This is a genomic window from Brevibacterium sp. LAARM2_SD2 (assembly GCF_057364785.1).
Window position 1 is genome coordinate 103,055 of the sequence record NZ_JBNFOM010000005.1, and the last position, 26,439, is coordinate 129,493.

Annotated in this window: 19 protein-coding genes and 3 pseudogenes; 7 read left to right on the forward strand and 15 right to left on the reverse strand. The window is 66.9% G+C overall.

Features of this window, described 5'->3' with window-relative positions; genetic code table 11:
• Positions 1-33: 33 nt before the first annotated feature.
• Both AC2W7K_RS05055 and AC2W7K_RS05060 read left to right on the forward strand, forming a co-directional pair.
• Entirely contained in the window at positions 34-843 is an 810-nt protein-coding gene (locus AC2W7K_RS05055; protein WP_211978908.1) for a purine-nucleoside phosphorylase, read from the forward strand.
• Positions 844-860: 17 nt separating this feature from the next.
• Positions 861-2,681 (forward strand): phospho-sugar mutase, encoded by a 1,821-nt coding sequence (locus AC2W7K_RS05060; RefSeq protein ID WP_211978907.1) that lies wholly within the window; start codon positions 861-863, stop codon positions 2,679-2,681.
• A gap of 244 nt (positions 2,682-2,925) precedes the next feature.
• Here the strand turns inward: AC2W7K_RS05060 and AC2W7K_RS05065 are convergent, their stop codons facing one another.
• The 9 genes and pseudogenes from AC2W7K_RS05065 to AC2W7K_RS05105 all read right to left on the reverse strand — a co-directional run bounded on the left by AC2W7K_RS05065 (position 2,926) and on the right by AC2W7K_RS05105 (position 11,688).
• Entirely contained in the window at positions 2,926-3,327 is a 402-nt protein-coding gene (locus tag AC2W7K_RS05065) for a type II toxin-antitoxin system VapC family toxin (RefSeq protein WP_211978906.1), read from the reverse strand.
• 5 nt (positions 3,328-3,332) lie between these two features.
• Positions 3,333-3,563: a FitA-like ribbon-helix-helix domain-containing protein gene (locus AC2W7K_RS05070; protein WP_211978905.1), complete on the reverse strand. Its 231-nt coding sequence runs from the start codon at positions 3,561-3,563 to the stop codon at positions 3,333-3,335.
• A 246-nt stretch (positions 3,564-3,809) separates the two neighbouring features.
• A complete protein-coding gene (deoC, locus tag AC2W7K_RS05075) occupies positions 3,810-4,463 on the reverse strand; it encodes a deoxyribose-phosphate aldolase (RefSeq protein WP_211978904.1) in 654 nt (217 codons plus the stop codon).
• A gap of 93 nt (positions 4,464-4,556) precedes the next feature.
• Positions 4,557-5,846, reverse strand: coding sequence for a thymidine phosphorylase (locus AC2W7K_RS05080; RefSeq protein ID WP_211978903.1), 1,290 nt, complete (start codon positions 5,844-5,846; stop codon positions 4,557-4,559).
• Between the two features lie 34 nt (positions 5,847-5,880).
• The gene (locus AC2W7K_RS05085; RefSeq protein ID WP_211978902.1) at positions 5,881-6,381 is read right to left on the reverse strand and encodes a cytidine deaminase; all 501 of its coding nucleotides are present in this window, start codon (positions 6,379-6,381) and stop codon (positions 5,881-5,883) included.
• A gap of 26 nt (positions 6,382-6,407) precedes the next feature.
• Complete coding sequence (locus AC2W7K_RS05090; RefSeq protein WP_198499340.1) at positions 6,408-7,694, reverse strand: ABC transporter permease; 1,287 nt, start codon at positions 7,692-7,694, stop codon at positions 6,408-6,410.
• A 1-nt stretch (position 7,695) separates the two neighbouring features.
• Entirely contained in the window at positions 7,696-8,928 is a 1,233-nt protein-coding gene (locus tag AC2W7K_RS05095; protein WP_137826503.1) for an ABC transporter permease, read from the reverse strand.
• A pseudogene (locus tag AC2W7K_RS05100) lies at positions 8,925-10,537 on the reverse strand (ABC transporter ATP-binding protein). The gene AC2W7K_RS05095 and the pseudogene AC2W7K_RS05100 overlap by 4 nt, the downstream one beginning before the upstream one ends.
• 74 nt (positions 10,538-10,611) lie before the next feature.
• Positions 10,612-11,688, reverse strand: coding sequence for a BMP family lipoprotein (locus tag AC2W7K_RS05105; RefSeq protein WP_232623654.1), 1,077 nt, complete (start codon positions 11,686-11,688; stop codon positions 10,612-10,614).
• A 287-nt stretch (positions 11,689-11,975) separates the two neighbouring features.
• Between AC2W7K_RS05105 and AC2W7K_RS05110 the strand changes: the two are divergent.
• Together AC2W7K_RS05110 and AC2W7K_RS05115 are read left to right on the forward strand one after the other, a co-directional pair.
• Positions 11,976-13,295 (forward strand): annotated as a pseudogene (locus AC2W7K_RS05110) (ABC-F family ATP-binding cassette domain-containing protein); the annotation flags it as partial.
• A 134-nt stretch (positions 13,296-13,429) separates the two neighbouring features.
• Positions 13,430-15,238, forward strand: a complete 1,809-nt coding sequence (locus tag AC2W7K_RS05115; protein WP_162229533.1) for an ABC-F family ATP-binding cassette domain-containing protein — start codon at positions 13,430-13,432, stop codon at positions 15,236-15,238.
• 97 nt (positions 15,239-15,335) lie between these two features.
• On the opposite strand, the gene AC2W7K_RS05120 is transcribed toward AC2W7K_RS05115, so the two are convergent.
• Together AC2W7K_RS05120 and AC2W7K_RS05125 are read right to left on the reverse strand one after the other, a co-directional pair.
• A complete protein-coding gene (locus AC2W7K_RS05120; protein ID WP_486005802.1) occupies positions 15,336-15,572 on the reverse strand; it encodes a hypothetical protein in 237 nt (78 codons plus the stop codon).
• A 9-nt stretch (positions 15,573-15,581) separates the two neighbouring features.
• The gene (locus tag AC2W7K_RS05125) at positions 15,582-15,935 is read right to left on the reverse strand and encodes a sulfate permease (protein WP_098053350.1); all 354 of its coding nucleotides are present in this window, start codon (positions 15,933-15,935) and stop codon (positions 15,582-15,584) included.
• 206 nt (positions 15,936-16,141) lie between these two features.
• On the opposite strand from AC2W7K_RS05125, the gene AC2W7K_RS05130 reads away from it, so the two are divergent.
• Positions 16,142-17,152 carry a DNA-processing protein DprA gene (locus AC2W7K_RS05130; protein ID WP_232623655.1) on the forward strand — a complete coding sequence of 337 codons (1,011 nt, stop codon included), beginning with the start codon at positions 16,142-16,144 and terminating at the stop codon, positions 17,150-17,152.
• 126 nt (positions 17,153-17,278) lie between these two features.
• On the opposite strand, the gene AC2W7K_RS05135 is transcribed toward AC2W7K_RS05130, so the two are convergent.
• On the reverse strand, positions 17,279-18,901 hold the full coding sequence (locus AC2W7K_RS05135) for a UvrD-helicase domain-containing protein (RefSeq protein ID WP_098053351.1): 1,623 nt from the start codon (positions 18,899-18,901) through the stop codon (positions 17,279-17,281).
• Positions 18,898-20,619 carry an OLD family protein gene (locus AC2W7K_RS05140; protein WP_198499343.1) on the reverse strand — a complete coding sequence of 574 codons (1,722 nt, stop codon included), beginning with the start codon at positions 20,617-20,619 and terminating at the stop codon, positions 18,898-18,900. The genes AC2W7K_RS05135 and AC2W7K_RS05140 overlap by 4 nt, the downstream gene beginning before the upstream one ends.
• A 379-nt stretch (positions 20,620-20,998) precedes the next feature.
• Here AC2W7K_RS05140 and AC2W7K_RS05145 point away from each other — a divergent pair, with 379 nt between their 5' ends.
• Together AC2W7K_RS05145 and AC2W7K_RS05150 are read left to right on the forward strand one after the other, a co-directional pair.
• Positions 20,999-21,532, forward strand: a complete 534-nt coding sequence (locus AC2W7K_RS05145; protein WP_143470034.1) for a hypothetical protein — start codon at positions 20,999-21,001, stop codon at positions 21,530-21,532.
• Positions 21,529-21,918 (forward strand): hypothetical protein, encoded by a 390-nt coding sequence (locus AC2W7K_RS05150; RefSeq protein WP_143470035.1) that lies wholly within the window; start codon positions 21,529-21,531, stop codon positions 21,916-21,918. The genes AC2W7K_RS05145 and AC2W7K_RS05150 overlap by 4 nt, the downstream gene beginning before the upstream one ends.
• Positions 21,919-21,955: 37 nt before the next feature.
• Here the strand turns inward: AC2W7K_RS05150 and mobF are convergent.
• Together mobF and AC2W7K_RS05160 are read right to left on the reverse strand one after the other, a co-directional pair.
• A pseudogene (mobF, locus tag AC2W7K_RS05155) lies at positions 21,956-25,515 on the reverse strand (MobF family relaxase).
• A complete protein-coding gene (locus AC2W7K_RS05160; protein WP_486005803.1) occupies positions 25,512-26,279 on the reverse strand; it encodes a hypothetical protein in 768 nt (255 codons plus the stop codon). Before AC2W7K_RS05160 ends, mobF begins: the two are co-directional and overlap by 4 nt.
• Positions 26,280-26,439: the final 160 nt, after the last annotated feature.

Here is a 26,439-nt window from a genome sequence, read left to right on the forward strand (position 1 = left end):
TGCGGCATGTCAGATGTTGATAATCTTGGCGTCATGACTGACTTAAGCGATCCTACCGCCGCCGCGCAGGCAGCGGCCACGACCATCAACTCCGCCGCTGGGATCGAGTCCCACGACATCGCCCTCGTCCTCGGATCGGGATGGGGCGGAGCGGCCGAGCTGCTGGGCGAGACGATCAGCGAAGTCCCCGCCGCCGAGGTCCCCGGATTCCACGCCCCGGCCGTCGCCGGCCACGTCCCCACGCTGCGCACCGTGCGCATCGCCTCGAGCGGGAAGCACGCCCTCGTCCTCGGATCGCGCACCCACTACTACGAAGGCAAGGGCGTGCGCGCCGTCGCCCACGGGGTGCGCACCGCCGCCGCCGCCGGCTGCACCAGCCTCGTGCTCACCAACGGCTGCGGTGGGCTCAACCGCAATTGGGCCCCGGGCACCCCGGTCCTCATCTCCGACCACATCAACCTCACCGGCACCTCCCCCATCGAAGGTGCGAACTTCGTCGACCTCACCGACCTCTACTCGCCGCGGATGCGGGCCATCGCCAAGGAGATCGACCCGACACTCGACGAAGGCGTCTACGCCCAGTTCCGCGGCCCCCACTACGAGACCCCGGCCGAGGTGCGGATGGCAGGCATCCTCGGCGCCGATCTCGTCGGCATGTCGACGACGCTCGAGGCCATCGCCGCCCGGCAGGCCGGGCTCGAGCTCATGGGCATCTCGCTCGTGACGAACCTCGCCGCCGGCATCCAGGAGACCCCGCTCTCCCACGCCGAGGTCATCGAGGCCGGAGCCGCCGCAGCCCCGCGGATCTCCCAGCTGCTCGCCGACATCGTCGGAAAGCTCTGAGGCCGGTGAGCGAATCGATGAGCGAATCGAACACCAGCCCGGTCCGGGTCGCCGACCGCTTCACGACGGGCTTCGACGCCGACATCGTCCGCGCGTGGATCGCCGATGACCCCGATGCGCAGACGGCGACGTCGCTGACGGCCATCCTCGCCGAGGCGGAGGCCGGTGACGCAGCCGCGCGCGCCGACCTTGCAGATCGGTTCTCCGGACCCTTGGTCTTCGGCACCGCAGGCCTGCGCGGGGAGATCGCGGCCGGGCCCAACCGGATGAACCGCTCCGTCGTCATCCGCGCCGCAGCCGGACTCTCGGCGTTCCTCAACGACACCGTCGGCCCGGGCTTCCGCGTCGTCATCGGCTGCGATGCCCGGTACAAGTCCTCCGACTTCGCCCGCGACACCGCGGCCGTCGTCACCGCCGCCGGCGGGGTCGCCATCCAGCTGCCCGAACAGCTGCCGACTCCGCTCACGGCGTTCGCGCTCACCCACCTCGGCGCCGATGCCGCCGTCATGGTCACCGCCAGCCACAACCCGCCCGCCGACAACGGCTACAAGGTCTACCTCGGGGAGCGGCCGCTGCTCGCGATCGAACCGGACCCGGCCACCGCTCGTGCAGGTGCGGGCGCGCAGATCGTTCCCCCCGCCGATGCGCTCATCGCCGAGAGGATCGCCGCCGTCCCGTCCGTCGCATCGGTGCCGCGTGCCGAATCGGGTTGGGAGCACCTCGATGACTCGATCATCGAGGCCTACCTCGAGAGCATCGAGGCCCTGGGCGTGCGCGCGAGCGCGGACCTGTCGATCGTGCTCACTTCGCTCCACGGCGTCGGGGCGACCGTCGCCGAGGCGGCACTGGCGCTCACCGGGTTCGAGAATCTCCACCCGGTGGCCGTTCAGCAGAAGCCGGACCCGGACTTCCCGACCGTCGCATTCCCCAATCCCGAGGAAGCCGGCGCGCTCGACGAGGCGTATGCCTTGGCCAGAGAGGTCGGCGCCGATCTCATCATCGCCAACGACCCCGACGCGGACCGGTTCTCCGCGGCGATCCCCGATCCTGCCGCCCCCACCGGGTACCGCCAGCTCACCGGCGACGAGGTGGGGCTCCTCCTCGGCGAGGACATCGCCTCCCGGCTCGCGGCCTCCGCCTCGGCCTCGGCGTCAGGGACCGCCGATGGCGCGACCGCCGGTGGAGCGACCGCCTCGGCGAACGATTCCGACACCGCCGGGCCCGTCTTCGCGAACTCGATCGTCTCCTCGCGCGGTCTTGCCGCCGCTGTGCGCGCCCACGGCTTCCCCGCCGTGCAGACGCTCACGGGCTTCAAGTGGATCTCCCGGGTGCCCGGCCTCGTCTTCGGCTACGAGGAGGCGCTCGGCTACTGCGTCGACCCGACCGTCGTCCGCGACAAGGACGGAATCTCCGCGGCCGTGACCTTCGCCGCGCTGGCGTCACGCCTCAAAAGAGACGGGTCAACGATCGATGCCGAACTCGACCGCATCCGCACCCGCGACGGCGTCTTCGCGACGGCACCGCTGAGCTTCCGCCTCGACGACGTCTCCCTCATCGCCTCGGCGATGGACAAGCTGCGGCAGGCTCCGCCGACCGCGCTGGCCGGGTCACCCGTCACCGAGGTTCACGATCTCTCGACCGGGTACGACGGCCTGCCGCCGACCGACGGCATCCTCCTGCTCTCGGAGGCGAACTCGCGGGTCATCGTCCGACCTTCGGGCACCGAGCCCAAGCTCAAGTGCTACCTCGAGGTCGTCGGCGCCCCCGCCCTGGGGCCGTCGCTGCAGGAGAGGCTGGCGACGATCACGACCGAGCTCAAGGCCTACTTCGGACTCTGAGGTCGGCACGGGGGCTTCGGCTCGGGGGCTATGAGAGCGCTGGCGCACCTCGATCAAGCGCTGGTGCGGATCGAGGGCCGTGCACGCGCCCGCATCCGCACTGCCGCTTGATCGAGCGTCACTGGTCTCGGTGTATTGCACCGTGACATTCATGGTCGAGCAATGGCGAGGTGGCATGCCAGCGAGGCGTCCTAATCACCCAATGGAGTCGACGGAGCAACCCTTGCGCAGCTCGGCATCCATCTCAGGCGATAGTCTGGACTGGACAACGGGCGACTCCCGAGCGTGCGATGCGAACATCTGCGGTCACGAGCGTCAGGTCGTGCGATTCAGCGACGGCGACGTACCCGGCATCGTAGGTGCTCAAGTTGGATCTGAGTTCCCACATCCTCGCGATGTGCGGGCCGGTGGGAGCGGTCATCACGACCAGCCGAGCCACCCAGTCAACCGCGCGTTCAGCGTCAGCGGCGTCGAGTTTTCCTCCCAACGTCAGTCCTCTCATCACCGAGAGCACCTCGGTGCGCCAATGCTCGGGAACCATCCACGCGGGATCGCCGCGGAGAATCTCGATGGCCGAGGTCCGTCGGGGTTCGGTCTCCGGATCTGCGAACATCAGCGCCACCGCCGAGGCGTCTGGAACGATCATGATCGTCAGGCCGACCGACCGGTATCGATGACATCGAGAACATCGTCGACGCTGAAGCTCCGCTGCCCCTTCCACGTCGAGATCTCGTCGATGACACGCGCATTGTCGGCGAACCGTGCTTCCCGGATGATGACGTCGCGGAGGTACGAGCTCAGACTCTGGCCCTTCTCGCGCGCACGAGCGGCCAGCTGATCGCGAATCTCGGGCGGTACGTCGCGGATCTGGATGGCAGTCATGACAGGATCATACGCGTCTTGCATGCAGATTGCATGCACAGTGCGCCAGAACCGGCAGAACATCGGATATACCCGAATCCGCCAGCGCTCGATCAAGCGCGGGTGCGGATCTAGGGGCGTGCACGCGCCCGCATCCGCACTAACGCCTGAACGAGCGGCCGACGATCCACTGGCGCGCCTCACGCGCTGCGGCGCGTCAGTCGGAGCGCTGGGTCGTGCCGGTCCGCGAGCGCCTGGGCGTGCCGATCAGTCGGAGAGTCCCGCGAGGATCGCGGCGGACCCGGACAGGCCGAGGCGCGAGGCACCGGCAGCGATCATCTCCTCGGCCGCCTCGACGGTGCGGATTCCGCCGGAGGCCTTGACGCCGAGGCGGTCGCCGACGGTCTTGCGCATCAGCGCCACCGCGTGCGCACTGGCCCCACCGGCCGGGTGGAAACCCGTCGAGGTCTTGACGAAGTCGGCTCCGGCCGCCTCGGCGCGCCGGCTGACCTCGACGATCTGCTCATCGGTCAGTGCCGCGGATTCGATGATCACCTTGACGAGCGCGTCGCCGCTCGCCTCGACGACACCGCGGATGTCGGCCTCGACGGCGTCGAAGTCCCCGGCGATCGCCTGCCCGATGTTGATGACCATGTCGACCTCAGCGGCGCCGTCGGCGACGGCCCGCTCGGTCTCGGCGGCCTTGATCTCCGGCTTCACCTGACCGCTGGGGAACCCCACGACGGTCGCGACGACGAGGTCACCGGTGTCGGTGAGCGGCAGCATCGACGGTGAGACGCACACGGCGAGGACGCCGAGGTCTCTCGCCTCGGCGACGAGCGCGTCGACGTCGGCCCGCGTCGCCTCCGGCTTGAGCAGGGTGTGGTCGATCATGGCGGCGACGTCGGAGCGGCTGGTCATGGTGTCCTCCAAAGAATGTGTACGGGAATGCTGTGTGCGGTGGTGCAAGGGCTGGGCCGGTGGCAGGTCAAGCCAGCGGCGACGGGCGCAAGCCTACGTGATCGTCTCGAGGACGATCGAGTCCGGCACGGCGGCGGCATCGCCGCCGATCTCGTAGGCCCCGACGAGGGACTCGAGGGCGCGCTCGAAGCGCTCAGGCGTGTCGGTGTGCAGGGTGAGCAGCGGGTCGCCGGCGGCGACGGTGTCACCGGGCTTGGCATGGAGTTCGATGCCGGCGACCGCCTGCACCGGGTCCTCCTTGCGTGCGCGTCCAGCACCGAGCCGCCACGAGGCGACCCCGACGGAGAGCGCATCGAGCTTCGTCAGCACCCCGGATTCGGGGGCGAAGACGACCTCGGTGTCGGACGCAACGGGCAGCGGGGCGTCCGGATCCCCGTTCTGGGCGCGGATCATCGCCTTCCACTTGTCCATCGCCCGACCGTCGGTGAGCGCGGCCCGGACGTCGACGTCGGTTCGTCCCGCGAGCCGCAGCATCTCCTCGGCGAGAGCCACGGTGAGGTCGACGACATCGGCGGGCCCGCCTCCGGCGAGGACCTCGACGGACTCGCGCACCTCGAGGGCATTGCCGACGGTGAGCCCGAGCGGCGTCGACATGTCCGTGAGCAGCGCCGAGGTCTTCACTCCGGCGGCCTTCCCGAGCCCGACCATGGTCTCGGCGAGCCGGCGTGCCTTCCCGATGTCCTTCATGAACGCCCCGGACCCGACCTTGACGTCGAGGACGAGGCCCGCGGTGCCCTCGGCGATCTTCTTCGACATGATCGACGAGGCGATGAGCGGAACGCAGTCGACGGTGGCGGTCGTGTCCCGCAGGGCGTAGAGCTTCTTGTCCGCCGGGGCGAGCCCGGAACCGGCGGCGCAGATGACGGCCCCGATGTCCTCGAGCTGCGTGAGGATCTCCTCGTTCGACAGGTTCGCCTGCCAGCCGGGGATCGCTTCGAGCTTGTCGAGCGTGCCGCCCGTGTGTCCGAGGCCGCGCCCGGACAGCTGCGGGACGGCGACGTCGAAGACCGCAACGAGAGGCGCGAGCGGCAGGGTGATCTTGTCCCCGACACCGCCCGTCGAGTGCTTGTCCGAGGTGGTGTGCGTCAGCGACGAGAAGTCCATCCGCTCCCCCGAGGCGATCATCGCCTGCGTCCAGTCGGCGATCTCGTCGGACCCCATGTCGTTGAGGAAGATCGCCATCGCGAGCGCCGCCATCTGCTCGTCGGCGACGACCCCGCGGGTGTAGGCGTCGATGACCCAGTCGATCTGGTCCTTGGACAGCGCCCGGCCATCGCGCTTGGCGGCGATGACGTCGACGGCGTCGAATGACTCTACGGTCACAGTTGGTGAACCTCCGGTGGTCGGTGGGAAGTGGTCAGTGCTTCGGGTGCCCAGTGCCCTCGCCGAGGCTGCCTGCCCCGAGGTCGTCGGGACCGAAGGCGTCGGGCAGGACCTCGGCCATCGTCTTCCGTCCCGAGGGCATGTTGAGGACGAGGTCGGCTCCCCCGTGTTCGAAGAGCAGCTGGCGGCAGCGCCCGCACGGGGCGAGCGTGGTGCCGTGGCCGTCGACGCAGTCGAAGGCGACGAGCCGGCCGCCGCCGCTCATGAACAGATCGGAGACGAGTGAGCACTCGGCGCACAGGGTCACCCCGTACGAACTGTTCTCGACATTGCAGCCGGCCACGATCCGACCGTCGTCGACGAGGGCCGCGGCCCCGACGGGGTACCGCGAATACGGGGCGTAGGCCCTTCCCATGGCGGCGACCGCGGAGGCGCGCAGCAGCTCCCAGGACTCCTCGGTCACCTCGGCGGGGATCACCTTCGCCACCGGCTCACACCAGGTGGGATCGTCCCCGAACGCGTGTGCTGTCGTCATCGCATCCTCCGATCTCCGTCACACTGTCATGACTTCACGTAGGGCACGCCCTCGGCGGCCGGCGGGCGGACCCGTCCGACGAATCCGGCGACGGCGAGGATCGTGACGATGTAGGGCAGCATGAGCAGCAGTTCGTTGGGCACGGGCGTGCCGATCGACTGCAGCGTGTTGCCGAGGCTCTTCGAGAAGCCGAAGAGCAGGGCGGCGAAGAGCGCGCCCTTCGGGTTCCACTTGCCGAGGATCATCGCGGCCAGCGCGATGTAGCCCTGTCCGGCCGACATCTCCTTGCCGAAGGCGAGTCCGGAGCCGACGGTGAAGAACGCGCCGCCGAGGCCGGCGATCGCCCCGGCCATGATCGTGTTGCGCACCCGCGTGAAGTTGACCTTGATGCCGACGGTGTCGGCGGCCTTCGGGTGCTCGCCGACCGCCCGCATCCGCAGTCCCCACTTCGAGCGGAAGACGAAGATCTGCAGGGCGATGACGACGACGTACATGATGTAGACGAGGATGTTCTGATCGAAGAGCACCCGCCCGAGGATCGGAATGTCCGAGAGCAGCGGGATCGGCAGGTTGGGCAGCTTCTGCCGGGAGTTCCACAGCTCGGGGTTCTCAGTGAGCACCGTCGAGTAGAGGAAGTTCGTCAGGCCGACGACAAGGACGTTGAGGACGACGCCGATGATGATCTGGTTGACCCAGTACTTCACGGCGAAGAAGGTCAGCACCACGGCGACGAGGGCACCGGCGATCGGGGCGGCAAGCAGCCCGGCGTAGGGGTTCTTCACCACCGAGGCGACGACCGCGGCGAGGAACGCACCGGCAAGCAGCTGACCCTCGATCGCGATGTTGATGATGCCCGAGCGCTCTCCGATGAGACCGCACATCGCACCGAAGATCAGCGGCACGGACAGAGCCAGGGCGCCGGCGAGCAGGGTGGTCAGCGGGATGACGCCGCCGCTGCCGCCGCCGGCCCACGCGAGGAACGAGAGCACGAAGACGATGCCGAAGGTGACGGGGAACCACGAGCCGAGGTCGTCCCGGCGGGTCGCGAACCAGATGCTCACGGCCGCCATGACGACGAGGATGAGCGAGAGCACGAGGCCCGTGGCCTTCGCGGACACGACGAGGTCGGGGATGGCGAAGAAGTCACCGCCGGTGGCGATCCGGAAGGTCGTATCCCCTGCCCGGCCGATGAGGCCGAAGAAGATCAGCGCAATGAGCGCGAGCACCGAGTAGACGATCGGGTACTTCCACGCGATCGGCGCGACCACCTTCGTGTGCGCACCGGTCGGGGTGTCAAGAGTCTGTGCGCTCATATCAGGACTCCTTCCGCTTGAGCACCGGTGCGGGCAGGTGGAAGATCGTCCTCACGAGCGGCGGAGCGGCGATGAGGAGGACGATGACCGACTGGACGACGAGGACGATGTCGATCGGCGTGCCGGTCTGCGACTGCATGAGGTAGCCGCCTGCCTTGAACGCGCCGAAGAGGAGCCCGGCGAAGAACGTCCCCAGCGGCTTCGACCGTCCCAGCAGCGCCACGGTGATCGCGTCGAAGCCGATGGACCCGGCGATCCCGCCGGTGAGCTTGTCCTCCGTGCCGAGCACCTGCGTGGCCCCGGCGAGTCCCGCGAGGCCACCGGCGATGACCATGACGAGGACGGTCACCTTGGCCACCGAGATGCCGGCGGTGCGCGCGGCATGCGGGTTCGCGCCGACGGCCTTGAACTCGAAGCCGATCGTCGAGCGCTCGAGCAGCCACCACACGAAGATCGTCGCGAGGATCGCGAGGATGAACCCGAAGTTGAGGCGGAAGGGCAGCGGCAGGAGGAGGAACATCTGCGCCGATTCGTCGATCGTGCGCGACTGCGGGTTCGCCGACTGCGTGTGCGTGAACCACGACTGCTTGAGCAGGTAGCCGAGGAGGTAGCCGGCGATCGAGTTGAGCATGATCGTCACGATCACCTCGTTCGCCCCGGTCCGCGCCTTGAGCACACCGGCGATGCCCGCCCAGATCGCCCCGCCGATGATGCCGCCGACCGCGGCGATGAGCATGTGGACGATGGGCGGCAGGCTGAGTGCGTAGCCGAGGAAACCGGCGACAGTAGCGCCGAGGATGACCTGGCCCTGACCGCCGATGTTGAACAGTCCCGAGCGGAAGGCCAGGGCGATGCCGAGGCCGGTGAGGATGAGCGGGGTGCCGTTGACGAGCGATTCGGTCAGCGGGCGGATCGCGCGCTCAGGGGTGCGGGCGTTCCAATCGAAGATCGCCCCGCGGAAGAGCGCGGAGTAGGCGTCGCCGACGGTCGAGAAGACCGTGGAGAAGAACGCGCCGGGAGCGGAGAAGAAGTTCCTCGCCGCAGCGATGACCTCGGCGTTGGCGAAGGCGATGAGGACACCGCCGACGAGGAGGGCGAGCACGATGGCGAGCACCGTGACCAGCCATGATCCCGAGAGGATCTCCTGGATGAGGGTCTGCTGCCGCCCGGGCTTCGCCTCGGCGGTCGGCGGCGGGGCCGGGGACGGCGCGGCCGGTGAGATGTCAGTCGTCATTCGCTCTCCTCCGCCGAGGTGGTCGCTGAGTCTGGGGTCGCGCCGGCCGCGGTGCCGGCGTCGGACGGGGCACCCTCCTCGGGTGCGGTGCCTGCGGAGGCCAGCGCCTCCTCGGCGGGGACACCGGCCATCATGAGGCCGAGCGCCTCACGCGAGGTCTCGGGTCCGACGATGCCGACGATCCGACCGGAGTACATCACGGCGATGCGGTCGGCGAGCCCGTAGACCTCGTCGAGTTCGGTCGAGACATGATGCACGGGGTGCCGGTGTCGCGTTCGGCGATGACGCGCTTGTGGACGAATTCGATCGATCCGACGTCGAGGCCGCGGGTCGGCTGGCTGGCGATGAAGAGGCGCAGCTCCCGGCCGAGCTCGCGGGAGAGCACGACCTTCTGCTGGTTGCCGCCGGACAGGGTGGAGATCGGGTCGGCGATGCTGCCGAGGCGGATGTCGAACTCATCGACCTTCTTCTTCGCCTCGGCGGTGATGACCGAGGAGCGGAGGTTGGGGCCCTTCGCGTACGGCGGGCGATCGTAGACGTCGAGGATCATGTTCTCGCGGATCGAGAACTCGGCAATGATGCCGTCGGTCGACCGGTCCTCGGGCACGAAGCCGATGCCGTCGCCCAACCGGTCCTTGACGGACGTGCCGACGAGGTTCTTCCCGTCGAGGGTGATCGTGCCCAGGCGCGGTTCGCTCAGCCCGATGATCGTCTCGGCGAGCTCGGTCTGGCCGTTGCCCTGGACACCGGCGATCGCGAGGATCTCGCCGCGACGGACATCGAAGCTGACATCGTCGACGACGACGTTCTCGGCCCGGTCGACGACGGTGAGACCGCGCACCTGGAACGTCGCCTCACCCGGGTCGGCAGGGCTCTTGTCCGTCGTCAGGGACACGTTGCGTCCGACCATCTGGCTGGCGAGCTCCGCCTCGGTGGAGTCCGGGGAGGCCTCCCCGACAATCTTGCCGCGGCGGATGACGGTGATCGAATCCGCGATCGCGCGGACCTCGCGGAGCTTGTGGGTGATGAAGACGATCGACGTGCCCTGCTCCTTGAGCTGGCGCATGATCGAGATGAGCTCGTCGGTCTCCTGCGGGGTGAGCACGGCAGTGGGCTCGTCGAGGATGAGGATCTCCGCGTCGCGGGACAGTGCCTTGATGATCTCGACCCGCTGCTGCGCGCCGACCGGCAGATCCTCGATGAGGGCGTCGGGGTCGATGTTGAACCCGAACCGCGCGGAGATCTCCGTGACCTTCCTCCGCGCCTCGGCGACGTCGATGAGGCCGAGACCCTTCGTCGGTTCGTAGCCGAGCGCGACGGATTCGGCGACGGTGAAGACCGGCACGAGCATGAAGTGCTGGTGGACCATGCCGATGCCGGCGGCCACGGCATCGCCGGGTCCGGCGAAGCTCACCGGCTTGTCGTCGATGAGGATCTCTCCCCCATCGGGGTCGTAGAGGCCGTAGAGGACGTTCATCATCGTCGACTTGCCGGCGCCGTTCTCACCGAGAAGGGCGTGGATCTCGCCCGGTTCGACGGTGAGATCGATGTGGTCGTTGGCGACGAATGATCCGAACACCTTCGTCAACCCGCGAAGCTCGAGTTTCACTGCTCGCAGCACTCCTCACAAACTTGAAAACTGCAGGGCCGAAAGACTTCGACCCTGCAGTTTAACCCAGGTGATTATTTGGGCGAGTTCTCCGACTCGACCGTGATGGTGCCGTCGATGATCTGCTTCTTGAGCTCCTCGACCTTCGTCTTGACGTCCTCGGGGACCTCGCCGTCGAAGTCGTGGTAGGGAGCCAGTCCCACACCTTCGTTCTCGAGCGTGCCGACGTAGGGCTCGGAGGTGAAGTTGCCGTCGACGCCCTGCTTGACGGTGTCCTCGACGGCGTTGGCGATCTCCTTGACCACCGAGGTGAGGATGATGTCACCGTATTCGGTCGAGTTGTAGCCGTCGGTGTCGACCCAGACGAGCTTGACGTCGCCGGCTTCCTTCGCCGCGGCTGCGGCACCGAGGCCGACGGGACCGGCGACGGGCATGACGACGTCGGCGCCCTGGGAGATCAGCTGCTTCGTCAGCTCCTGGCCCTGACCCTGGTTCTCGAAGTCACCGGAGAACGATCCCTGCTGGCTGTCCTTGTTCCAGCCGAGGAGTTCGACGTTCTTGCCGTTGTCGTCGTTGAACTTCTGCACGCCGTCGGCGAAGCCGTCCATGAAGACGGTGACCGACGGGATCTGGATGCCGCCGAACGTGCCGACCTTGCCGGACTTCGACATCGCTGCGGAGACGTAGCCGGCGAGGTACGCGGCCTCGGCGGTGTTGAAGACGAGCGGCTTCGCGTTGTCGATCTCGACCGGGTTGCCGTCGGGGTCGGAGAACGTCGAGTCGATGAGGGCGAAGTTGAGGTCGGGGTTGGCCTCAGCGGCGGTCTGGATCGCATCCTCGAGGAGGAAGCCGACGCCGAAGGTGAGGTTGCAGCCCTGCTGGACCATGTTGTCGACGTTCGGGGTGAAGTCCGCGTCGCCCTGGGATTCGGCGACCTGCTGCTGAACGCCGAGATTCTCCGTTGCCGCGTCGAGACCGGCACGGCCCGACTGGTTGAACGACTGGTCGTCCCAGCCGCCGGAGTCGGAGACCATGCAGGTGAGGTAGTCCCCGCCGGCACTGGAGTCGCTGCCGCTGCCGCCGGAGCCGCAGGCGGAGAGCACGAGGGCGGATGCGGCGATCATCGACACCGCTGATGCGAGCTTTTTCAAGGTCTACTCTTTTCTCGAAGGACCAACACTGGCGTCGGCGGTGGACCGCCGGCCGACTCATCGCGAAACTGTGAGACGACTGGGCGATCGGTCACATTTCGATGAGTTTTCGGCCAGTCTAATGCACGTGAGCCACGTCTCCCGCGCGCGTAGCACGCGAATCCGCGACACCGATATGAAAACGCAATCAACAGTCACAGTTGCAGTGCGTCCGACAGGGGCCGCTGTGCCGCCTCACGGGCCGATCACGGTGGGGCGTGCCGCGGTGCTCTAGGCTGGTGGGCGTTATGGCACATCTTCTCGGGGCCGAAGCCCTGCACCTCGAATTTCCCACGCGCATCGTCTTCGATTCGGTCACCCTCGGCGTCGACACCGGGGACATGATCGGCATCGTCGGGCGCAACGGCGACGGCAAATCCTCGCTGCTCGGGATGCTCGCCGGCACGATCACCCCCGACTCCGGACGCGTCACCTACCGCGGGGGCCTGCGGCTCGGCATGCTCACCCAGCGCGACGAGCTCGACGACGAGGCGACCGTGGGATTCTCCGTCGTCGGCGACAAGGCCGACTACGAGTGGGCCGGGGACGCGAAGATCCGCGACATCATCTCAGGCCTCATCGCCGACCTGCCCTGGGAGGCGCGGATCGGCAGCCTCTCCGGCGGCCAGCGGCGGCGCGTGGCTCTCGCGGCCCTCCTCGTCGAGGACTGGGACCTCATCATCCTCGACGAGCCGACGAACCACCTCGACGTCGACGGCATCGCCTGGCTGGCACGGCACCTGAGGAACCGGTGGCCGAAGAACTCCGGTGCCCTTCTCCTCGTCACCCACGATCGATGGTTCCTCGACGAGGTGTGCACGAAGACGTGGGAGGTTCACGACCGGATCGTCGAGCCCTTCGAAGGCGGGTACGCCGCCTACGTGCTCCAGCGCGTCGAACGCGACCGGATCGCCGCGGCCACCGAGGCGAAGCGGCAGAACCTCATGCGCAAGGAGCTCGCGTGGCTGCGCCGCGGAGCTCCCGCCCGGACGTCGAAGCCGAAGTTCCGCATCGAGGCGGCCAATCAGCTCATCGCCGATGTGCCCGAGGTCCGCAATCCCATCGAACTGAAGAAGATGGCCACGGCCAGGCTCGGCAAGGACGTCGTCGACCTCGAGGACGTGTCCGTCCACTTCGGTGACCGTGACGTCCTCGACGACGTCACGTGGCGCATCGGTCCCGGCGAACGCACGGGCATCCTCGGTCCCAACGGCGCCGGGAAGTCGACGCTGCTCGGGCTCGTCGCCGGCACGCTCGAACCGACCGCGGGGCGGGTCAAACGCGGCAAGACCGTCAAGGTCGGCGTCCTCGATCAGCAGTTCGCCGATCTCGCCCGGATCGGCGGCAGGCGGGTGCGCGAGGTCCTCGCCGAGGCGAAGACGACGTTCACGATCGAGGGCAGGGACTTCACCCCGGCACAGCTGCTCGAGCGCTTGGGGTTCGCCACGGAGCACCTCTCGGCCCGAGTCGACGACCTCTCCGGGGGCCAGAAGCGACGTCTCCAGCTCCTCATGCTCCTGATGTCCGAACCCAATGTCATCATCCTCGACGAACCCAACAATTCGATGGGTTGTTCGTTCCGGACACCTCGATTCTACCGTCGTGGCAGGGCGACGTCACGCCCTGATACTCGACGTCGGGCCCGTGGGAGGCGGTCTGTCGTGCCGTGTCGCACCGTGCCGGTCGGGAGAGGTGGTCGCTGATGGCTACACCGCTGCTGGGGGCCGAAGGGCTGCACTTGGAGTACCCGACGCGGGTGGTCTTCGACTCGCTCTCGGTCGGGATCGAGGAGGGCGACCGGATCGGGATCGTCGGTCGCAACGGCGACGGCAAATCGAGCCTGCTGGGGATGCTCTCGGGGCAGATCGAGCCGCAGGCCGGCCGGGTCACCCGGCGCGGCGGCGTGCGGTTCGGCGTGCTCGGTCAGAGTGACGACCTCGATCCGGAGGCCACGGTCGGGTACTCGATCGTCGGCGACGCTCCGGAGCATGAGTGGGCCAGCGATGCCCGCATCCGCGACGTGATCGGCGGGCTGGTCTCGGACATCTCCTGGGATGCGGTGATCGGCCGGCTCAGCGGAGGTCAGCGGCGCCGCGTAGCCCTCGCCGCCTTGCTGGTGGGTGACTACGAGCTCATCGCGCTAGATGAGCCTACGAACCATCTTGATGTGGAGGGCATCGCTTGGCTGGCTGAGCACATGAAGCGACGCTGGCCCAAGAACAGCGGCGGGCTGCTGGTCATCACGCACGATCGCTGGTTCCTCGATGAGGTCTGCACCGAGACCTGGGAGGTGCACGACGGCACGGTCGAGCCGTTCGAGGGCGGCTATGCCGCGTACGTGCTCCAGCGGGTCGAGCGGGACCGGATGGCGGCGGCGGCCGAGAGCAAGCGGCAGAACCTCATGCGCAAGGAGCTGGCCTGGCTGCGGCGGGGTGCTCCGGCGCGGACGTCGAAGCCGAAGTTCCGGATCGACGCGGCCAACGAGCTGATCGCTGACGTGCCGCCGGTGCGCAACCCCATCGAGCTGCAGCGCGTCGCGGTGGCCCGGTTGGGCAAGCAGGTCGTGGATCTGGAAGACGTGAGCGTGACCTTCGGGGATCGGAAGGTTCTCGATGACGTGACCTGGCGGATCGCTCCAGGTGAGCGAACCGGCGTCCTCGGCGCGAACGGTGCGGGCAAGTCCACGCTGCTCGGGCTGATCTGCGGCACGCTGGAGCCGACCGAGGGCCGGGTCAAGCGGGGTAAGACGGTGCAGGTCGGTATCCTCGATCAGCAGTTCTCCCAGCTCGCTGATATCGGCGGTGACCGGGTGCGCGAGGTCCTGGCCCGCACCAAGACCACGTTCCAGATCGACGGCAAGGACCTCACCCCGGCGCAGCTGCTGGAACGGCTCGGCTTCGCCCGCGAACACCTCTCGGCACGGGTCGATGACCTCTCCGGCGGTCAGAAGCGGCGGCTGCAGCTGCTGATGCTGTTGCTCAGCGAGCCGAACCTGCTGCTTCTCGATGAGCCGACGAACGATGTTGATGCGGACATGCTCGCGGCGCTGGAGGACCTGCTGGACTCCTGGCCGGGCACGTTGATAGTGGTCTCGCACGACCGCTACCTGCTGGAGCGGGTCACGGATCAGCAGTACGCGATCCTCGATGGCGGGCTGCGGCATGTGCCGGGCGGGGTGGATGAGTACCTGCGGCTGCGAGCCGCGCAGGAGCAGCAGGCCGTGACACCGTCGCCGATGAGCGCCCAGGCCGCCGAACAGAAGACGTCGTCGTCTTCGTCTTCGGAGTTGTCGGGTGCGGAGCGCCGGGCGGTGCAGAAGGAGATCGGCGCGGTCGAGCGTCGGTTGGAGAAGCTGTCGGGAATTATCGACCGCATCCATCAGCGTCTCGCCGATCACGATCAGAGCGACTACGAGGGCCTGCAAGGCCATACTGATGAGCTTCGCCAAGCGGAGGATGAGGTCGCCGAACTCGAAGAGCGGTGGCTGGAGCTATCCGAGTCGATCACCTGATGGCTCCCTGCCGTCGAGCCTGCCGCATGAGTTCGCGCCTGCCGCTTCGTGAGCGGCAGGCGCGAATGCTGATGACGATGGTTGGGGGCCGGGATGCTCAGGCCTGCGGCGGTCCGTACTCGTTTCTTGTTTCGACGGGGGTGGGTTCTCGGTAGGTCTCGGGAACCTCGTCGGCGCGGCGACTGGCTCGTGATTCTCCGATCTCCTGCAAGGTGAGACGGATCAGCATCTCCGACAGCTTGTGCAGATCGGGTGGTTCGCGATGCACCGACCTGATAGAGAAATGTCGTTCGTCGTACCGACGCCGCGAGGTCTTCTTCACGTACTTGCCCATCGTGCACTCCTACGTCGAGACCGTCGGTTCGGCGATGGCGCGCGCCCGAGAGTTACGCTCGGTGTGCTCGTGCCACCGCACGCGGGCGAGCAGGATCAGGCTGACGGGGCCGATCCAGAGCATCTTGAGCGCTGACCAGATCGCGATGAGCACGATGATGTTGAGCCAGCCCGGCCCGCCGTCTCGGATGATGACGGTTAGCAGGCTCGCGGTGTAGAGGTATGGGATCGCGAGCAGCATTGCCGGGATGCCCCACTTGAGGCCGCGACGGGTGCGGACCTTGTCGAGCACGATATTGGTCGGCATCCATCGGCGCATGAAGGAGCGGATATGGATGCTGGCGAACCAGATGAGTCGGAACATGATGCCTCCAAGCACGTAACTGTGGTGAGGCAGTACGTGTGGAGTGTCCCGAAGGACGGCCCGAAAGGGGCCTACATGGTGAGGGGTGAAGCTGCCTCTGTGCTTCTCACTCTACGCCGCACGTACGACACGCGGTAGCCCCGCGGGCCGTGCTTGGTCGCCGGCGGCGCACCTTGCCGGTGACCGTCCGGGAAGGGGCACAGATCATGGGCAGGCTGGCAGAACAGGTAAGCGGCGAGCGGCAGGCGCGGATGATGCTGTCGATGATCGCCGAGCCCGACGACGCGATCACCGGCCGTATCCTGCACCGGGTTGGCGGGGTCGAGACGTTGCGGCTGCTCGAAGACGAGCAGGCTGCGGTGCCGGAGATGAACCGGGCTGACGCGATCGCCTGGCGCAACCGCGTCGCTCCAAGGATCGAGGACGGCATCCCCGCCCGTGTCGCGGACGCGGAACGAGCCGGCATGTCCACGCTCATCCCGACCGACGCGGACTGGCCGCACGCGTTCAACGACCTCGGCCCCCGTGCCCCGTACCTGCTGTGGATACGCGGGGCGACCTCGTTCCTTTCCGGCGCACTTGCTGATCGCGTCACGATCACCGGCGCCAGAGCCGCCAGCGAGTACGGCACGAATGTCGCCGCGCACCTCGCCGGCGACCTCGCCCAACAGGAGCGCACCATCGTCGCCGGCGGGGCCTATGGCATCGACGCCGCAGCCCACCGGGCGGCACTCGCCACCGGCGGGGGCACCATCGCGGTGCTGGCCGGCGGTGTCGATCGGCCCTACCCGCGCGGGAACGCGGACCTGCTGGATCGGATCGGGGATGTCGGGGCGCTGGTCAGCGAGGCTCCTCCTGGGGAGGCGCCGACGCGGTGGCGGTTCATGGCCCGCGCCCGTCTTCTCGGCACGCTCTCGGGAGTCACGGTGGTGCCGGAAGCGAGCTTCCGCTCGGGTTCCTTGCTCGTGCCGACCGAGGCGCACCGGCATAGCCGTGCTGTCGGTGCGGTGCCCGGCCCTGTCACGTCAGTGACCAGCGTGGGGCCGCACGAGCTCATCAAGCGCGGAGTCGCCCAGGTCGTCTCCGATACGGCAGATGTGACTGCGATGCTCGACTCGCTCGGCGATCCGGCGCGGCTCCTGAATCGGGAGACGCCGGGCCACCAGCTCGCCGCCCCGGCTTCCGGTCCGCCAGCACGGCCGGGGCCTCGCCTGTAGTCCGCCTCACGAAGCAGGCGGAGAGCTCACCACACTCATCAAGGAGAGGTACTCGGCCCATGAGCTGAGGGAGAGCGCACTCCAGCGTTTTTCATCTGACGCATTGGCGGCATGTTTCTGGGTGTTTCAGTTCGCAGCGAGAGCGTCGAGAGGGGCTACGGCCGCGTGGAACCGGTTGCCGACGAGTAGAACGACAATTTTCTTTCTAGCTCTGGAAAACACCACGTAGAGAAGTCGACTTGTCGTGGGAAACGGTTCCGACTCATAGCCCATGAAGTCTCCCTCCCGCAGTACGACGACGGTTGCGTCGGCCTCACGTCCCTTAGTCTGGTAGAGGTTCATCAGCTGGACCTCGCGCGGATTGAGCACCGAATCCGTGAGAGCCGCATAGCTCGCTTCACGAGCTTCCGCGCAGATCGCTGCAACCATCTGACGGTCATCGCGGGCGCTGCTCGTTCGTATGGCTCGTGCATGCATTACCGAGAGCAAGGTCGCCGCTTGTTGCCAGGCACCGGACTTCTGCGGTAGCCCGAGCGCATCATGCGCAGTAGCGGCTACCTCGATTGCCTCCCCAGCGGACGCGACATTGGAAAGACGCTCTCGAAGGGCGCTCAAGCGATCTTGCAAGGTCGTAGGACCTGAACCGTTTATCACCTGGTGCGCGATGGGAGGCGCCTGCCGTCCACGTTGCGCGCTCGTCAGGAACACGGCTACCGCTTCGAGAACGTTCTCCCAGGCGACATCTCCGGTATGGAATTGCACCATCGCGGTCTGGGCATCGAGGGCGGCGGCGAGTGCGTCGCTGAGACCAGCGACTTCATGCTCGATGCCGTCGGCTTCAAGCGCGTCTGAGAGAGCCGCGAGCATATCGTTGTGGTGCGTGAACACTGCCACGCCCATCTCTTCGGAGGTTAGGTCGCTAACGATCCGTGAGACTTGGCTGGTCTCGTCGGAGAGAGGTATCCCGTTTCGGATTACCAGCCTCTCGTCTTGGATTGCGTTTGTGATGGCTTCTGAGTCGAACAGGCGCTGGCGAATGGCGTTGGCGACGGCCGGGATGATCCCAGAGGGATCTCGGAAGGAGGTTTCTGGAAGCACGATGGTGTTATCTGCCCCTGCGGCCGAGCAGGCTTCGTGGATGCGCTCCACTCTGACGCCATCTTCGGCAAGGAATGTATAGATGCACTGATTCGGGTCACCGAGCAGTATCAACCTACTGTCTCGTGCTATTAGCTGAAGGAGATCTTGCTGCGCGTCGCCTGTGTCCTGAAACTCGTCAACGATCACGAGCCCCCATCGTGTGCGCAGGTGCTCTGCGACGGCGGGTGCGGCCTCAGCGATCTCAAGCGCGAGTGGGATGAGTTTGCTATATCCGATCTCGTGCTGAGCCACTCCGAGCTTCTCGCGAGCGGGACTGACGAGAACGGCGTCGCCGTGTCCGACGAGACTCCCGAATCTCCGAACTACGGAGAACGCAAGCGAGTGGAACGTCATGATGTCCACCTGGGGTCCGCGTCGGCCGAGAATTTCTCCTGCGCGCGAGGCTATGCGCGCCACTGAGGAGCGCGAGAATGAGAGGAACAGGACTCGGTCGTGGGGTTTGCTGTCCGCTACCCGTTCGAGATGAGCATGCGCTGCGGCGAGCGCGCTCGTCGTCTTTCCGACTCCCGCACCGCCGAGCACGACACTGAGCTCGGCCTGCGTCGAGACGACTTGCTCCTGTTCCGGGTTTCTTGGGGCGACGGTCATGACACATCTGGGATGTCGATGCGGCCGCGTGTATCGCTACAGATTGCTTCGATGACAGATCGCGCTATTGGTGGCTGTCGCGTCAGCGCGTGCGCCCAGACCGCCCCCAATCCCTGCTTCTTGATCACTTTCGTCGTGAGGAGGTGATCCGCGATGTCATCGTCACCGAGACTGGATGGCAGGGCGGGCATGCCGAAGTCTTCTAGGGTCTCGACCGTCTCTCGAAGCCGCTCTCCGGGTACGCCGCGGATAAGCGCGGCCTCCACGGCGGTGCGTGTGGGAAGCACGACGAGTTGTTCGACCATTCCTGCAAGGATTCCGACTGCTGGGTCTTCTTGTCCTGGTTTATCGTTGTCGACGATCGCTCGGACGTGGAATCCGAGCTTGAGGGAAATCTCGGCGATGGCAGGGAGTCGCGTGACGCCTCCATCCGACCCTGGCGGAGCGACGAGGCGGATGCCGTTAGCGGGCAGGCTGTGGTGCGGTTCATTCGTCTTTAGGAAAAGCCGCGAGGCAAGCGCGCCGTACCCTTCAACGTCGAGCGGTCCTTCTAGGAGGACAACGGTTCTCGCGCTCAGCGCCGCGAGAAGTTGCTCAAGGACCAGTCTCCGATTGACACGGCCGGCCTTGTCCGTAACCGCCGGGAGCTGATGCTGTCGTCTTTCGCCGTGGCTGACCGTAAGTCGGACGAGCTCGCCAGGGTCGAATGCTCGTACTACTTCGGGACGGCGCGTTGTGAGGATCGCTTGCCCTGCCGTTACATGGAGGAGCCGTGCCATGTGTTCGGAAGACGTCGCGCCGAGGCGGTCTCCGAAGTCATCACCGACGATGACGACACCAGATTGCGCATCTCGCGCGGCGGCGATGGCTTCAGCTGCCGAGAGTACGCTTTCGAGCGTAGAGCCCTGGGAACGGACTGGAAGAGCCCCGGCTGCCCCGATCGATATCGCTGGCTGAAGCGCTCTGAGGAGGGCAGACATGGAACCGTCATCGGCCAGGAAGCTTATGTCGGCGGAGTCTTGGATACCGAAGAGAGTCTGCGGACCAGAATCGATGACCTTATCGAGTGCGTCGGTGACCACGTCCGTCTCGGAGAACGACCCGGTAGCGGCATGGACAGCCGTGTCTAAATCGGTAAGGGCGCTGTCCAGTCCCGAAGGGTCAGTGTTCGCAAGGAGCGCTCTCAGAACCCCCTCTGCCCGTAGTTGGAGGGTCGGCGAGCTGTCGATGAACTGAACTGGCAGAGCTTCGCGCTCGATACGGCTTGCTCTCTTGAATACTCCGGCAGCGGGGTCACTCCGTGCCGGGTAATCAACCCAGTGCTCACCGGTGTCTGTATCGAGTTCATATCGTGCGCGGTAGCAAAGGCGTACGCCCAGAGCTGCGTTGCCTGCGTTGCGTGAAGTGGCGATCTCTCCGGTTTCTTGGTCGAATGTTTCCAAGTTTTCGCTGAGAAGGGTTTCGAGGTCATTTCCGAGGTCGAGCAGAGTTACCTCGACCTCTGTCAGGGACTCGTCATCGTCGTCAGCAGGTCGGTAGATATCGAGCGGGTTCACGCGGGAACGCGTGCTGCGGGGATCGAGGACGCGGCGTAGCGCCTCGACTGTGTCAGTGCGGCCGGCCTGCGGCTCACCTGCAAGCACCATGTTCTCTGGCACTACTAGTTCTGCATAGTGATAGCCGCGGAAGCGTTCGATACGGATGCGCGCGACCCTCATTGGCTTACTCCTTGCATGCTCCACGACGCACGCTGGCTGTTGGGCTTACAGCGGGACGATGAGCGTGAGTCGGTGGACCGTCTATTGTTCGGGGTCGGCGACCCCAGTACCCATCCTCCCATGAGTAGCGGACAGGACGAGCCGACGCAGCGTGACGAACCCTTGGCGCGTATGGCGAGAGGACCGCAACATGTGGTCCGCCGGGTACGCCGACGTGTCGGCGACGTTGCCCGCGACCTCACGGCCCCCTTCGCATGCTCGGCCCGATCTCAGTGCCGAGTCGTCTCGGACCCGACGCCCCACAGCCTCTAGGCTCGCACTATGGATCTCTTCGAATCAGCCCGGCTGCGCATCGCGCGCGCAGATCCGTGCGCGAGAGATGTCTGAAGCCTGGAACGACTATCTTGCGCCCCACCCGTTCGAGTTCCTCTTGCTCCGCACTTCCCCTACGCAGTATCTGGTTCGCCTTGAGCAGATCGAACCGGTGCCGCTTGAACTTCCCGCATTGTTCGGAGAATGGCTCTACAACTTACGTTCGGCTCTTGATCACGTTGTGTGGGCTTCAGCGGCACATGCGTCGGGATCGATCCCTCCGGCGGGCGAAGATGGTCTTCAGTACCCAATCTACGACACGGAGAAAGCGTGGAAACGCAATCTCTGGCGGCTCCGACCACTTCCGGAGCACCAGGTGGAGATGCTGCACACGATGCAGCCGTTCAACTCCGACCTGGATGCAAACTTTCTTGGGTGGATCAATCGGCTCGCGCGGATTGACCGCCATCGGCGTCTAGCGATGTGGACTGCCAGAGTCGCCGAAGCAGAGCCTGTCTTTCAAATCCCGAGTGGCGTCGCCCCGGCTTTGGAGTGGGGCCAGTGGGTGTTCCAGGAGGACGCTGCGATCTTGCTCGGGTGACGTTTCCCGACGCTGATTCCGCAGATGAGGTCTCGTATAATCCTCGCGTTGGTATCGACCCAGAAATTGCCGAGTGGGGCGCATCTGACTTCTGGAAGAGCATCCGCTTCTCGGAGCGCCTGAAGATGCTGATGGTCTTCGTCAACGCCGAGATCGATATCTACGACTACGATTGCACAGGAGCTCCTGCCGCCCGTAGCACTGTAACGAGCACCTTCGCTGACGAATCAGATCGTCGCAGAGAAGCGGGGCTTTTTCCAGCGATGGCGGCCCCCGAACCTGAGCCGCCGTCGTGGACAAGCGCAAGCAGCCCTCGGACCTCAAGTGTTGACCGTTTCATGGGACGCGATTTTCCAGCTCACGGCAACGGAACCGCCCGTTCCTGAAACTCCGCGTAGATGCAAGGTTCGCATGCCGCCGCTACTACAGCGTCGGCCCGAGACGCTGCGACTCACTGCGTCGGGCGCGTTCCTGCTCGGGCTGCTCGGCTTCGGCGAGCTTCTGCGCCCGGTTGAAAGCAGCGTGCGCGCGGGCGCGGTCGATCTTCTGCGCCGAGCCTTGCGGTGCCGGCCCGAGCGGAGTGTCGTCGCTGATCTGGTAGCGATCGCGGTAGGCCGCGATGGTCCGGGCATCACGCCGCCAGCGTGCCTGCTCCCGGTCACCGGACGGCGGGTCGCCGAGCGGCTGGGTCCAGGGCTCGCCGGTCTGGCGGGCGGTGTCGAGGATCGCGTCGGCGCGGGTCTCGATCAGCTCGCGGCGCTCGGTCAGCGCTTCGCGCATGTCTGCGGCGATCGGGCCTTGCGCGTGCGGGATGAGGCCGGCGATCAGCCGCGGGGTCTTTCTCGTGCGCCCCGATCCGGCTGGCTGGGTGGTGGCGCGGGCGAGGCGGTAGTGCATGACCTTGGCGATGTCGTCGGCGTCATCGAACCCGCGAGCGGCCACCAGGCGCGGGAACAGCGCGTCGACGTCGTGGTGGTTGGCCTCGGCGCGTCGCAGCTCGGCGGTCAGCGCTCCGAACGCGACCGACCCGATCGCGGCGTCGGCCTGCTCCTCGGTCAGGCCCGATTCGCGGATGAGGGCGGCCCAGCGGTCGTGTTGGGCGGCTGCGGCGATGGTCTCGTACTCGGCGGCGAGCTGGGCGATCGAGCCCCACTGGTCCTGCTCGGCGGTGATCGTCTCGTGCGCGGAGACCTCGGCCCCCGAATGCTGCAGCACCCCGAACAACACGCTCCGCCCGGTGGCTTCCTCGTTGTCCGAGGGGTGTGGTGCGGCGTGGTCGTCGGGTCGGTCGAGGACGACGTAGGCGCGATTAGATTCCTTGCCGCGGGTCATTGCGACATAGAAGTTCTCACGTGTCGAGGACGGCTCGATCAGAACGTGGGCGGTGTCGACGGTGATGCCCTGCGCCCGGTGCGCGGTGACCGCGTATCCCAGATCGACGTGCTCGGCCACGTAGTCGGCCGGCAGCACGATCGACCCGGTGCGGCGTCCGGGCTTGCGGATCGTGATCGACCCGTCATCGCGCACGTCGGTGATCTGCCACCGTTCGCCGTTGCGCACCCAGCCCCGGCCTGTGCCGGTGCGCAGGCGCCGGTCGTTGCGGCGGGTGATGATCGTGTCCCCGACCCCTGCGGACGTGCCTTCGGTCAGCGCGACCTCTCTGGTGGGGCGGATCGTGCCGTCCAGGATCAGGTCGGCGCGGGCGCGGGCGTTCAGTGCGGTTACGTCTTCGCGGGTCTCGGCGATCAGTACCGAGGCTCGTCCGGCGTCGCGGTCGGCACGCCAGGCGGTGTAGGCGGCGTCGATCATGTCCTCGGCATCACCGTCGCTGACGCGGCCGTGACCTGCGTAGGTGTCGATCACGCGGGTGCGGCCGTGGCGCAGATCGAGGGAGGCGGTCTTCTCCCACTCGTGGACGAAGCGGTGCACGTCCACGAGCTCGGGGGCGTCGTCGCGGTCGGCCACGAGCATCCCGAAGCTCCCGCCCGCGTCAACGGATTGGAGCTGCCCGTAGTCGCCGACCAGCAGCACCTTCGCGCCCGCTTCGGCTGTGAGGGCGGTGATGCGATCCAGCGACAGGGTGCCGGCAAGGGAAGCCTCGTCGATGATGACGAGCTGCCCGGCCTGGAACGTTTCCCCGTGGAGGAGATGGTTCTGCCACCACTTCGCCGTGTTCTCTGTCGCGATTCCGAGATCCTCGCCGAGGACCTCCGCGGCCACGGCAGAGGGAGCCAGGCCGACCACGGACCCGTGGCCGTGCTGCTTCTCCCATGCCCGACGCAATGCCGACATGGCGGTGGTCTTCCCGGCACCGGCCGGGCCGACCAGCACGTCGAGGACCCGGCCGGAGACTGCGATCTGGGTGAGCGCTGCGGCCTGGTCATCGCCGAGCAGGCGTCCTTCTCGGTCGGGCTTCGCGGTGATCTTCTCGACCGTCTCGACTTCGACCATCGGGCCGGTCAGGGTGCGGGAGCGTTCCAGGAGACGGTCTTCGGCATCCAGCAGCACCGTGGAGGAGAACACGGTCGAGTGGCGGGGCCGGAACACGCTGGTGCCGTCTGGGCGGCGGAACGCGGCCGGGCTGGTGGCGAGTTCGGGCGGGGTCAGCCGCAGCGAGGCTTGCTCGGCGGCATCGGCGATCATCCCCACGATCGCTTCCCGATCACTGGCGGTCGCGAATCGCCATGCCATTGACTGCCGGCTTGCCTCGGAGTGCAGGTTCCATCGCCGCCAGGTTGAGCGTTTCTCGCCGACGACCTCGACCACGGCCTGCCCGATCTCGGAGATCACCTCCAACGGCACATCATCAGCCCGCAACGGCCGCACCTGCTGCGCCTCCGCGAGGACATTGCCGGCCCAGCCGGTCGCGTCCTCATCCAGCAGACGGCGGCCCGTTCGCGCCAGCCGGCGGTCAGGTCGGCCAGGGAGTGGACCTGCTTCTCGGGCCGGGTGGCGAGGGTGGCCTGGGCACGCAGGCGCACGATCGTCCGCGCCGAGGGCCGGCGGCCGTGCTCGGCCGTGTAGGCGGCGATGAGCCGGTCGGTCTCGGCGTCGATATCGCGGGCGCGGGAGGAGAACTCCTCGATCAGTTCCTCGCTGACTCCGGTGATCTCCCACGCCGGATTGCGGTCCCGGCCCCGATCCCGCGCCTCCCACTCCACGCCGAGCGTGCCGGTGAGGCGGTCGGCCAGTACCGCGTTGTAATGCTCCGAGAGCGCGACGACCGCCGCGTGCATCGGGCGGCCGTCCAGCGACCGCCAGCGTCCGTCCAACGCGGTCTGGACCTTGTTGGAGATCACGACGTGGGTGTGCAACTGGGGGTCCCCGGAGCGGCTGTCGTAGTGATCGAAGGCCGTGGCGATCAGCCCGGTCACGTCGACCTGTGCGACCGCGCCATCGGCGGCGGTGTAGCCGGTGCGGGTCGCGGCGATCTCGCGCTCCATGAAGTCCACGACCTCGGCGATCGCGTCGTGATGCGACTGGGCGATCAGGGCCTGCGTGCCGGCGTCGGCCACTCCCCACAACACCGAGACGGACTTCGGCACCGAGAACGTGTAGTCGAACCCCGCGACCGCACGGCGGTTGCCCCGCTCGATCTCCTCGGCCTCGATCTGGCCGATCTGCTCGGCACGCTCACCCATCCCCAGGCCGGGGTCGAGGTCGGCGACGCGCTTCTCGATCCGGTCCGCGACCGAGACGTACCTTGGGAAGGCCCGCCCGAGCGGGTCGCCGCTGACGGGGTCGCGGCCCATCCCGATCAGCAACTGCAACTGCGACTCCGAGACCTCATCACCGAGGACGATCTGCCCGTCGCCGAAACCGTGCAGAGCCGACCCCATCCAAGTGCCCGGTGGTGTTCCCTCCTCCGTGTAATACCTCGTCAGCGGGGTCGAGAGGGAGCGGTCGCCATCGGCGGCAGCGATCGTGCGCAGCAGGTACTTGTACCCGTCGCCCGCGCTCATCACCCGCATCGAGACCGTCATGCAGACCAGGTGGACAGACTCACCACGACCGCCGGCGTGAGCTCGAAAACTGGCAGCGACGATTCGCTACAGGGCCGCCCGTCGTCGGACGGGCCGCGCCGCCGGGAAGCCTGCACAGTGGGCTCGGAGGTCGAGCGGAAGGGGTTCGGGAGTTGCCGGCGTGTTGTGCCGGGGTTGCGCAACTGGTCGATCTCGCGCTGTTGCGCCCGGAGCTGCGTGTGGAGGGCTTCCTGCCTCGTGCGCAACTCGGTGAGCTGCTCGCTAATCTTCGCGTTGGCCTCGGTCAGATAGTGCATGATCGCGGCCTCGTATCGCTCGGGGTCAGAGGGTTGCAGCTCCGCGTTCACCGCAACGAACTCAGCGGGAGCGAGCGATCCGTCCGCGGCGGCCTCGCTCATGCGACGGGATGCCATGCGGGAGAACATCGCCGTGCGTGCGGCCCAAGGCGGGAGCTCTCCACCGTAGATGTCTCCGAAGGCTTCCTGGATGAGTTGGATCGTCTCCGGAGTGAGAAGCACCGGGTTCTCGCTCTCGATGGCGGAAGCCAGCGCCACGCAGTTCTTAGCAACAGCGTGGTGCGAGGCAGTTCTGTCCTTGATCTCCTGCGTGAGGTTCGGGGGCTCCAGCTCGTGCGGCTTCTGCTCCGTGAACGTGTTCCAGAGGTCGATTCCCGTGCGCTCGCGGTAGGCGCCGTAGCGACGTAGATCGTCAGCGATCTTGCCTCGCTCAGCCTCCGAGATCGCGAGCTCCACCCGTTCCGCCATGACCTGTCTCCTATCCGTTCGCTCGGCCCGCCGCTGTGCCTGTCGATCTCCAGGTGACCGTGCGATCCCGCAGCCGCGAAACCTTGTCAACCTGGGTTGACCACGATCTGCAAGAGGTGTGATGGCTCAGGAGGGGGCTGGGATCGGACTCGGGAGACCA

What these genes read in the sequence shown, in the direction of transcription:
- AC2W7K_RS05055 (WP_211978908.1), top strand. Translation starts at nt 34, where the DNA reads ATGACTGACTTAAGCGATCCTACCGCCGCCGCGCAGGCAGCGGCCACG.
- AC2W7K_RS05060 (WP_211978907.1), top strand. Translation starts at nt 861, where the DNA reads ATGAGCGAATCGAACACCAGCCCGGTCCGGGTCGCCGACCGCTTCACG.
- AC2W7K_RS05065 (WP_211978906.1), bottom strand. Translation starts at nt 3,327, where the DNA reads ATGATCGTTCCAGACGCCTCGGCGGTGGCGCTGATGTTCGCAGATCCG.
- AC2W7K_RS05070 (WP_211978905.1), bottom strand. Translation starts at nt 3,563, where the DNA reads ATGACTGCCATCCAGATCCGCGACGTACCGCCCGAGATTCGCGATCAG.
- deoC (WP_211978904.1), bottom strand. Translation starts at nt 4,463, where the DNA reads ATGACCAGCCGCTCCGACGTCGCCGCCATGATCGACCACACCCTGCTC.
- AC2W7K_RS05085 (WP_211978902.1), bottom strand. Translation starts at nt 6,381, where the DNA reads ATGACGACAGCACACGCGTTCGGGGACGATCCCACCTGGTGTGAGCCG.
- AC2W7K_RS05090 (WP_198499340.1), bottom strand. Translation starts at nt 7,694, where the DNA reads ATGAGCGCACAGACTCTTGACACCCCGACCGGTGCGCACACGAAGGTG.
- AC2W7K_RS05095 (WP_137826503.1), bottom strand. Translation starts at nt 8,928, where the DNA reads ATGACGACTGACATCTCACCGGCCGCGCCGTCCCCGGCCCCGCCGCCG.
- AC2W7K_RS05115 (WP_162229533.1), top strand. Translation starts at nt 13,430, where the DNA reads ATGGCTACACCGCTGCTGGGGGCCGAAGGGCTGCACTTGGAGTACCCG.
- AC2W7K_RS05120 (WP_486005802.1), bottom strand. Translation starts at nt 15,572, where the DNA reads ATGGGCAAGTACGTGAAGAAGACCTCGCGGCGTCGGTACGACGAACGA.
- AC2W7K_RS05125 (WP_098053350.1), bottom strand. Translation starts at nt 15,935, where the DNA reads ATGTTCCGACTCATCTGGTTCGCCAGCATCCATATCCGCTCCTTCATG.
- AC2W7K_RS05130 (WP_232623655.1), top strand. Translation starts at nt 16,142, where the DNA reads ATGGGCAGGCTGGCAGAACAGGTAAGCGGCGAGCGGCAGGCGCGGATG.
- AC2W7K_RS05135 (WP_098053351.1), bottom strand. Translation starts at nt 18,901, where the DNA reads ATGACCGTCGCCCCAAGAAACCCGGAACAGGAGCAAGTCGTCTCGACG.
- AC2W7K_RS05140 (WP_198499343.1), bottom strand. Translation starts at nt 20,619, where the DNA reads ATGAGGGTCGCGCGCATCCGTATCGAACGCTTCCGCGGCTATCACTAT.
- AC2W7K_RS05145 (WP_143470034.1), top strand. Translation starts at nt 20,999, where the DNA reads ATGTCTGAAGCCTGGAACGACTATCTTGCGCCCCACCCGTTCGAGTTC.
- AC2W7K_RS05160 (WP_486005803.1), bottom strand. Translation starts at nt 26,279, where the DNA reads ATGGCGGAACGGGTGGAGCTCGCGATCTCGGAGGCTGAGCGAGGCAAG.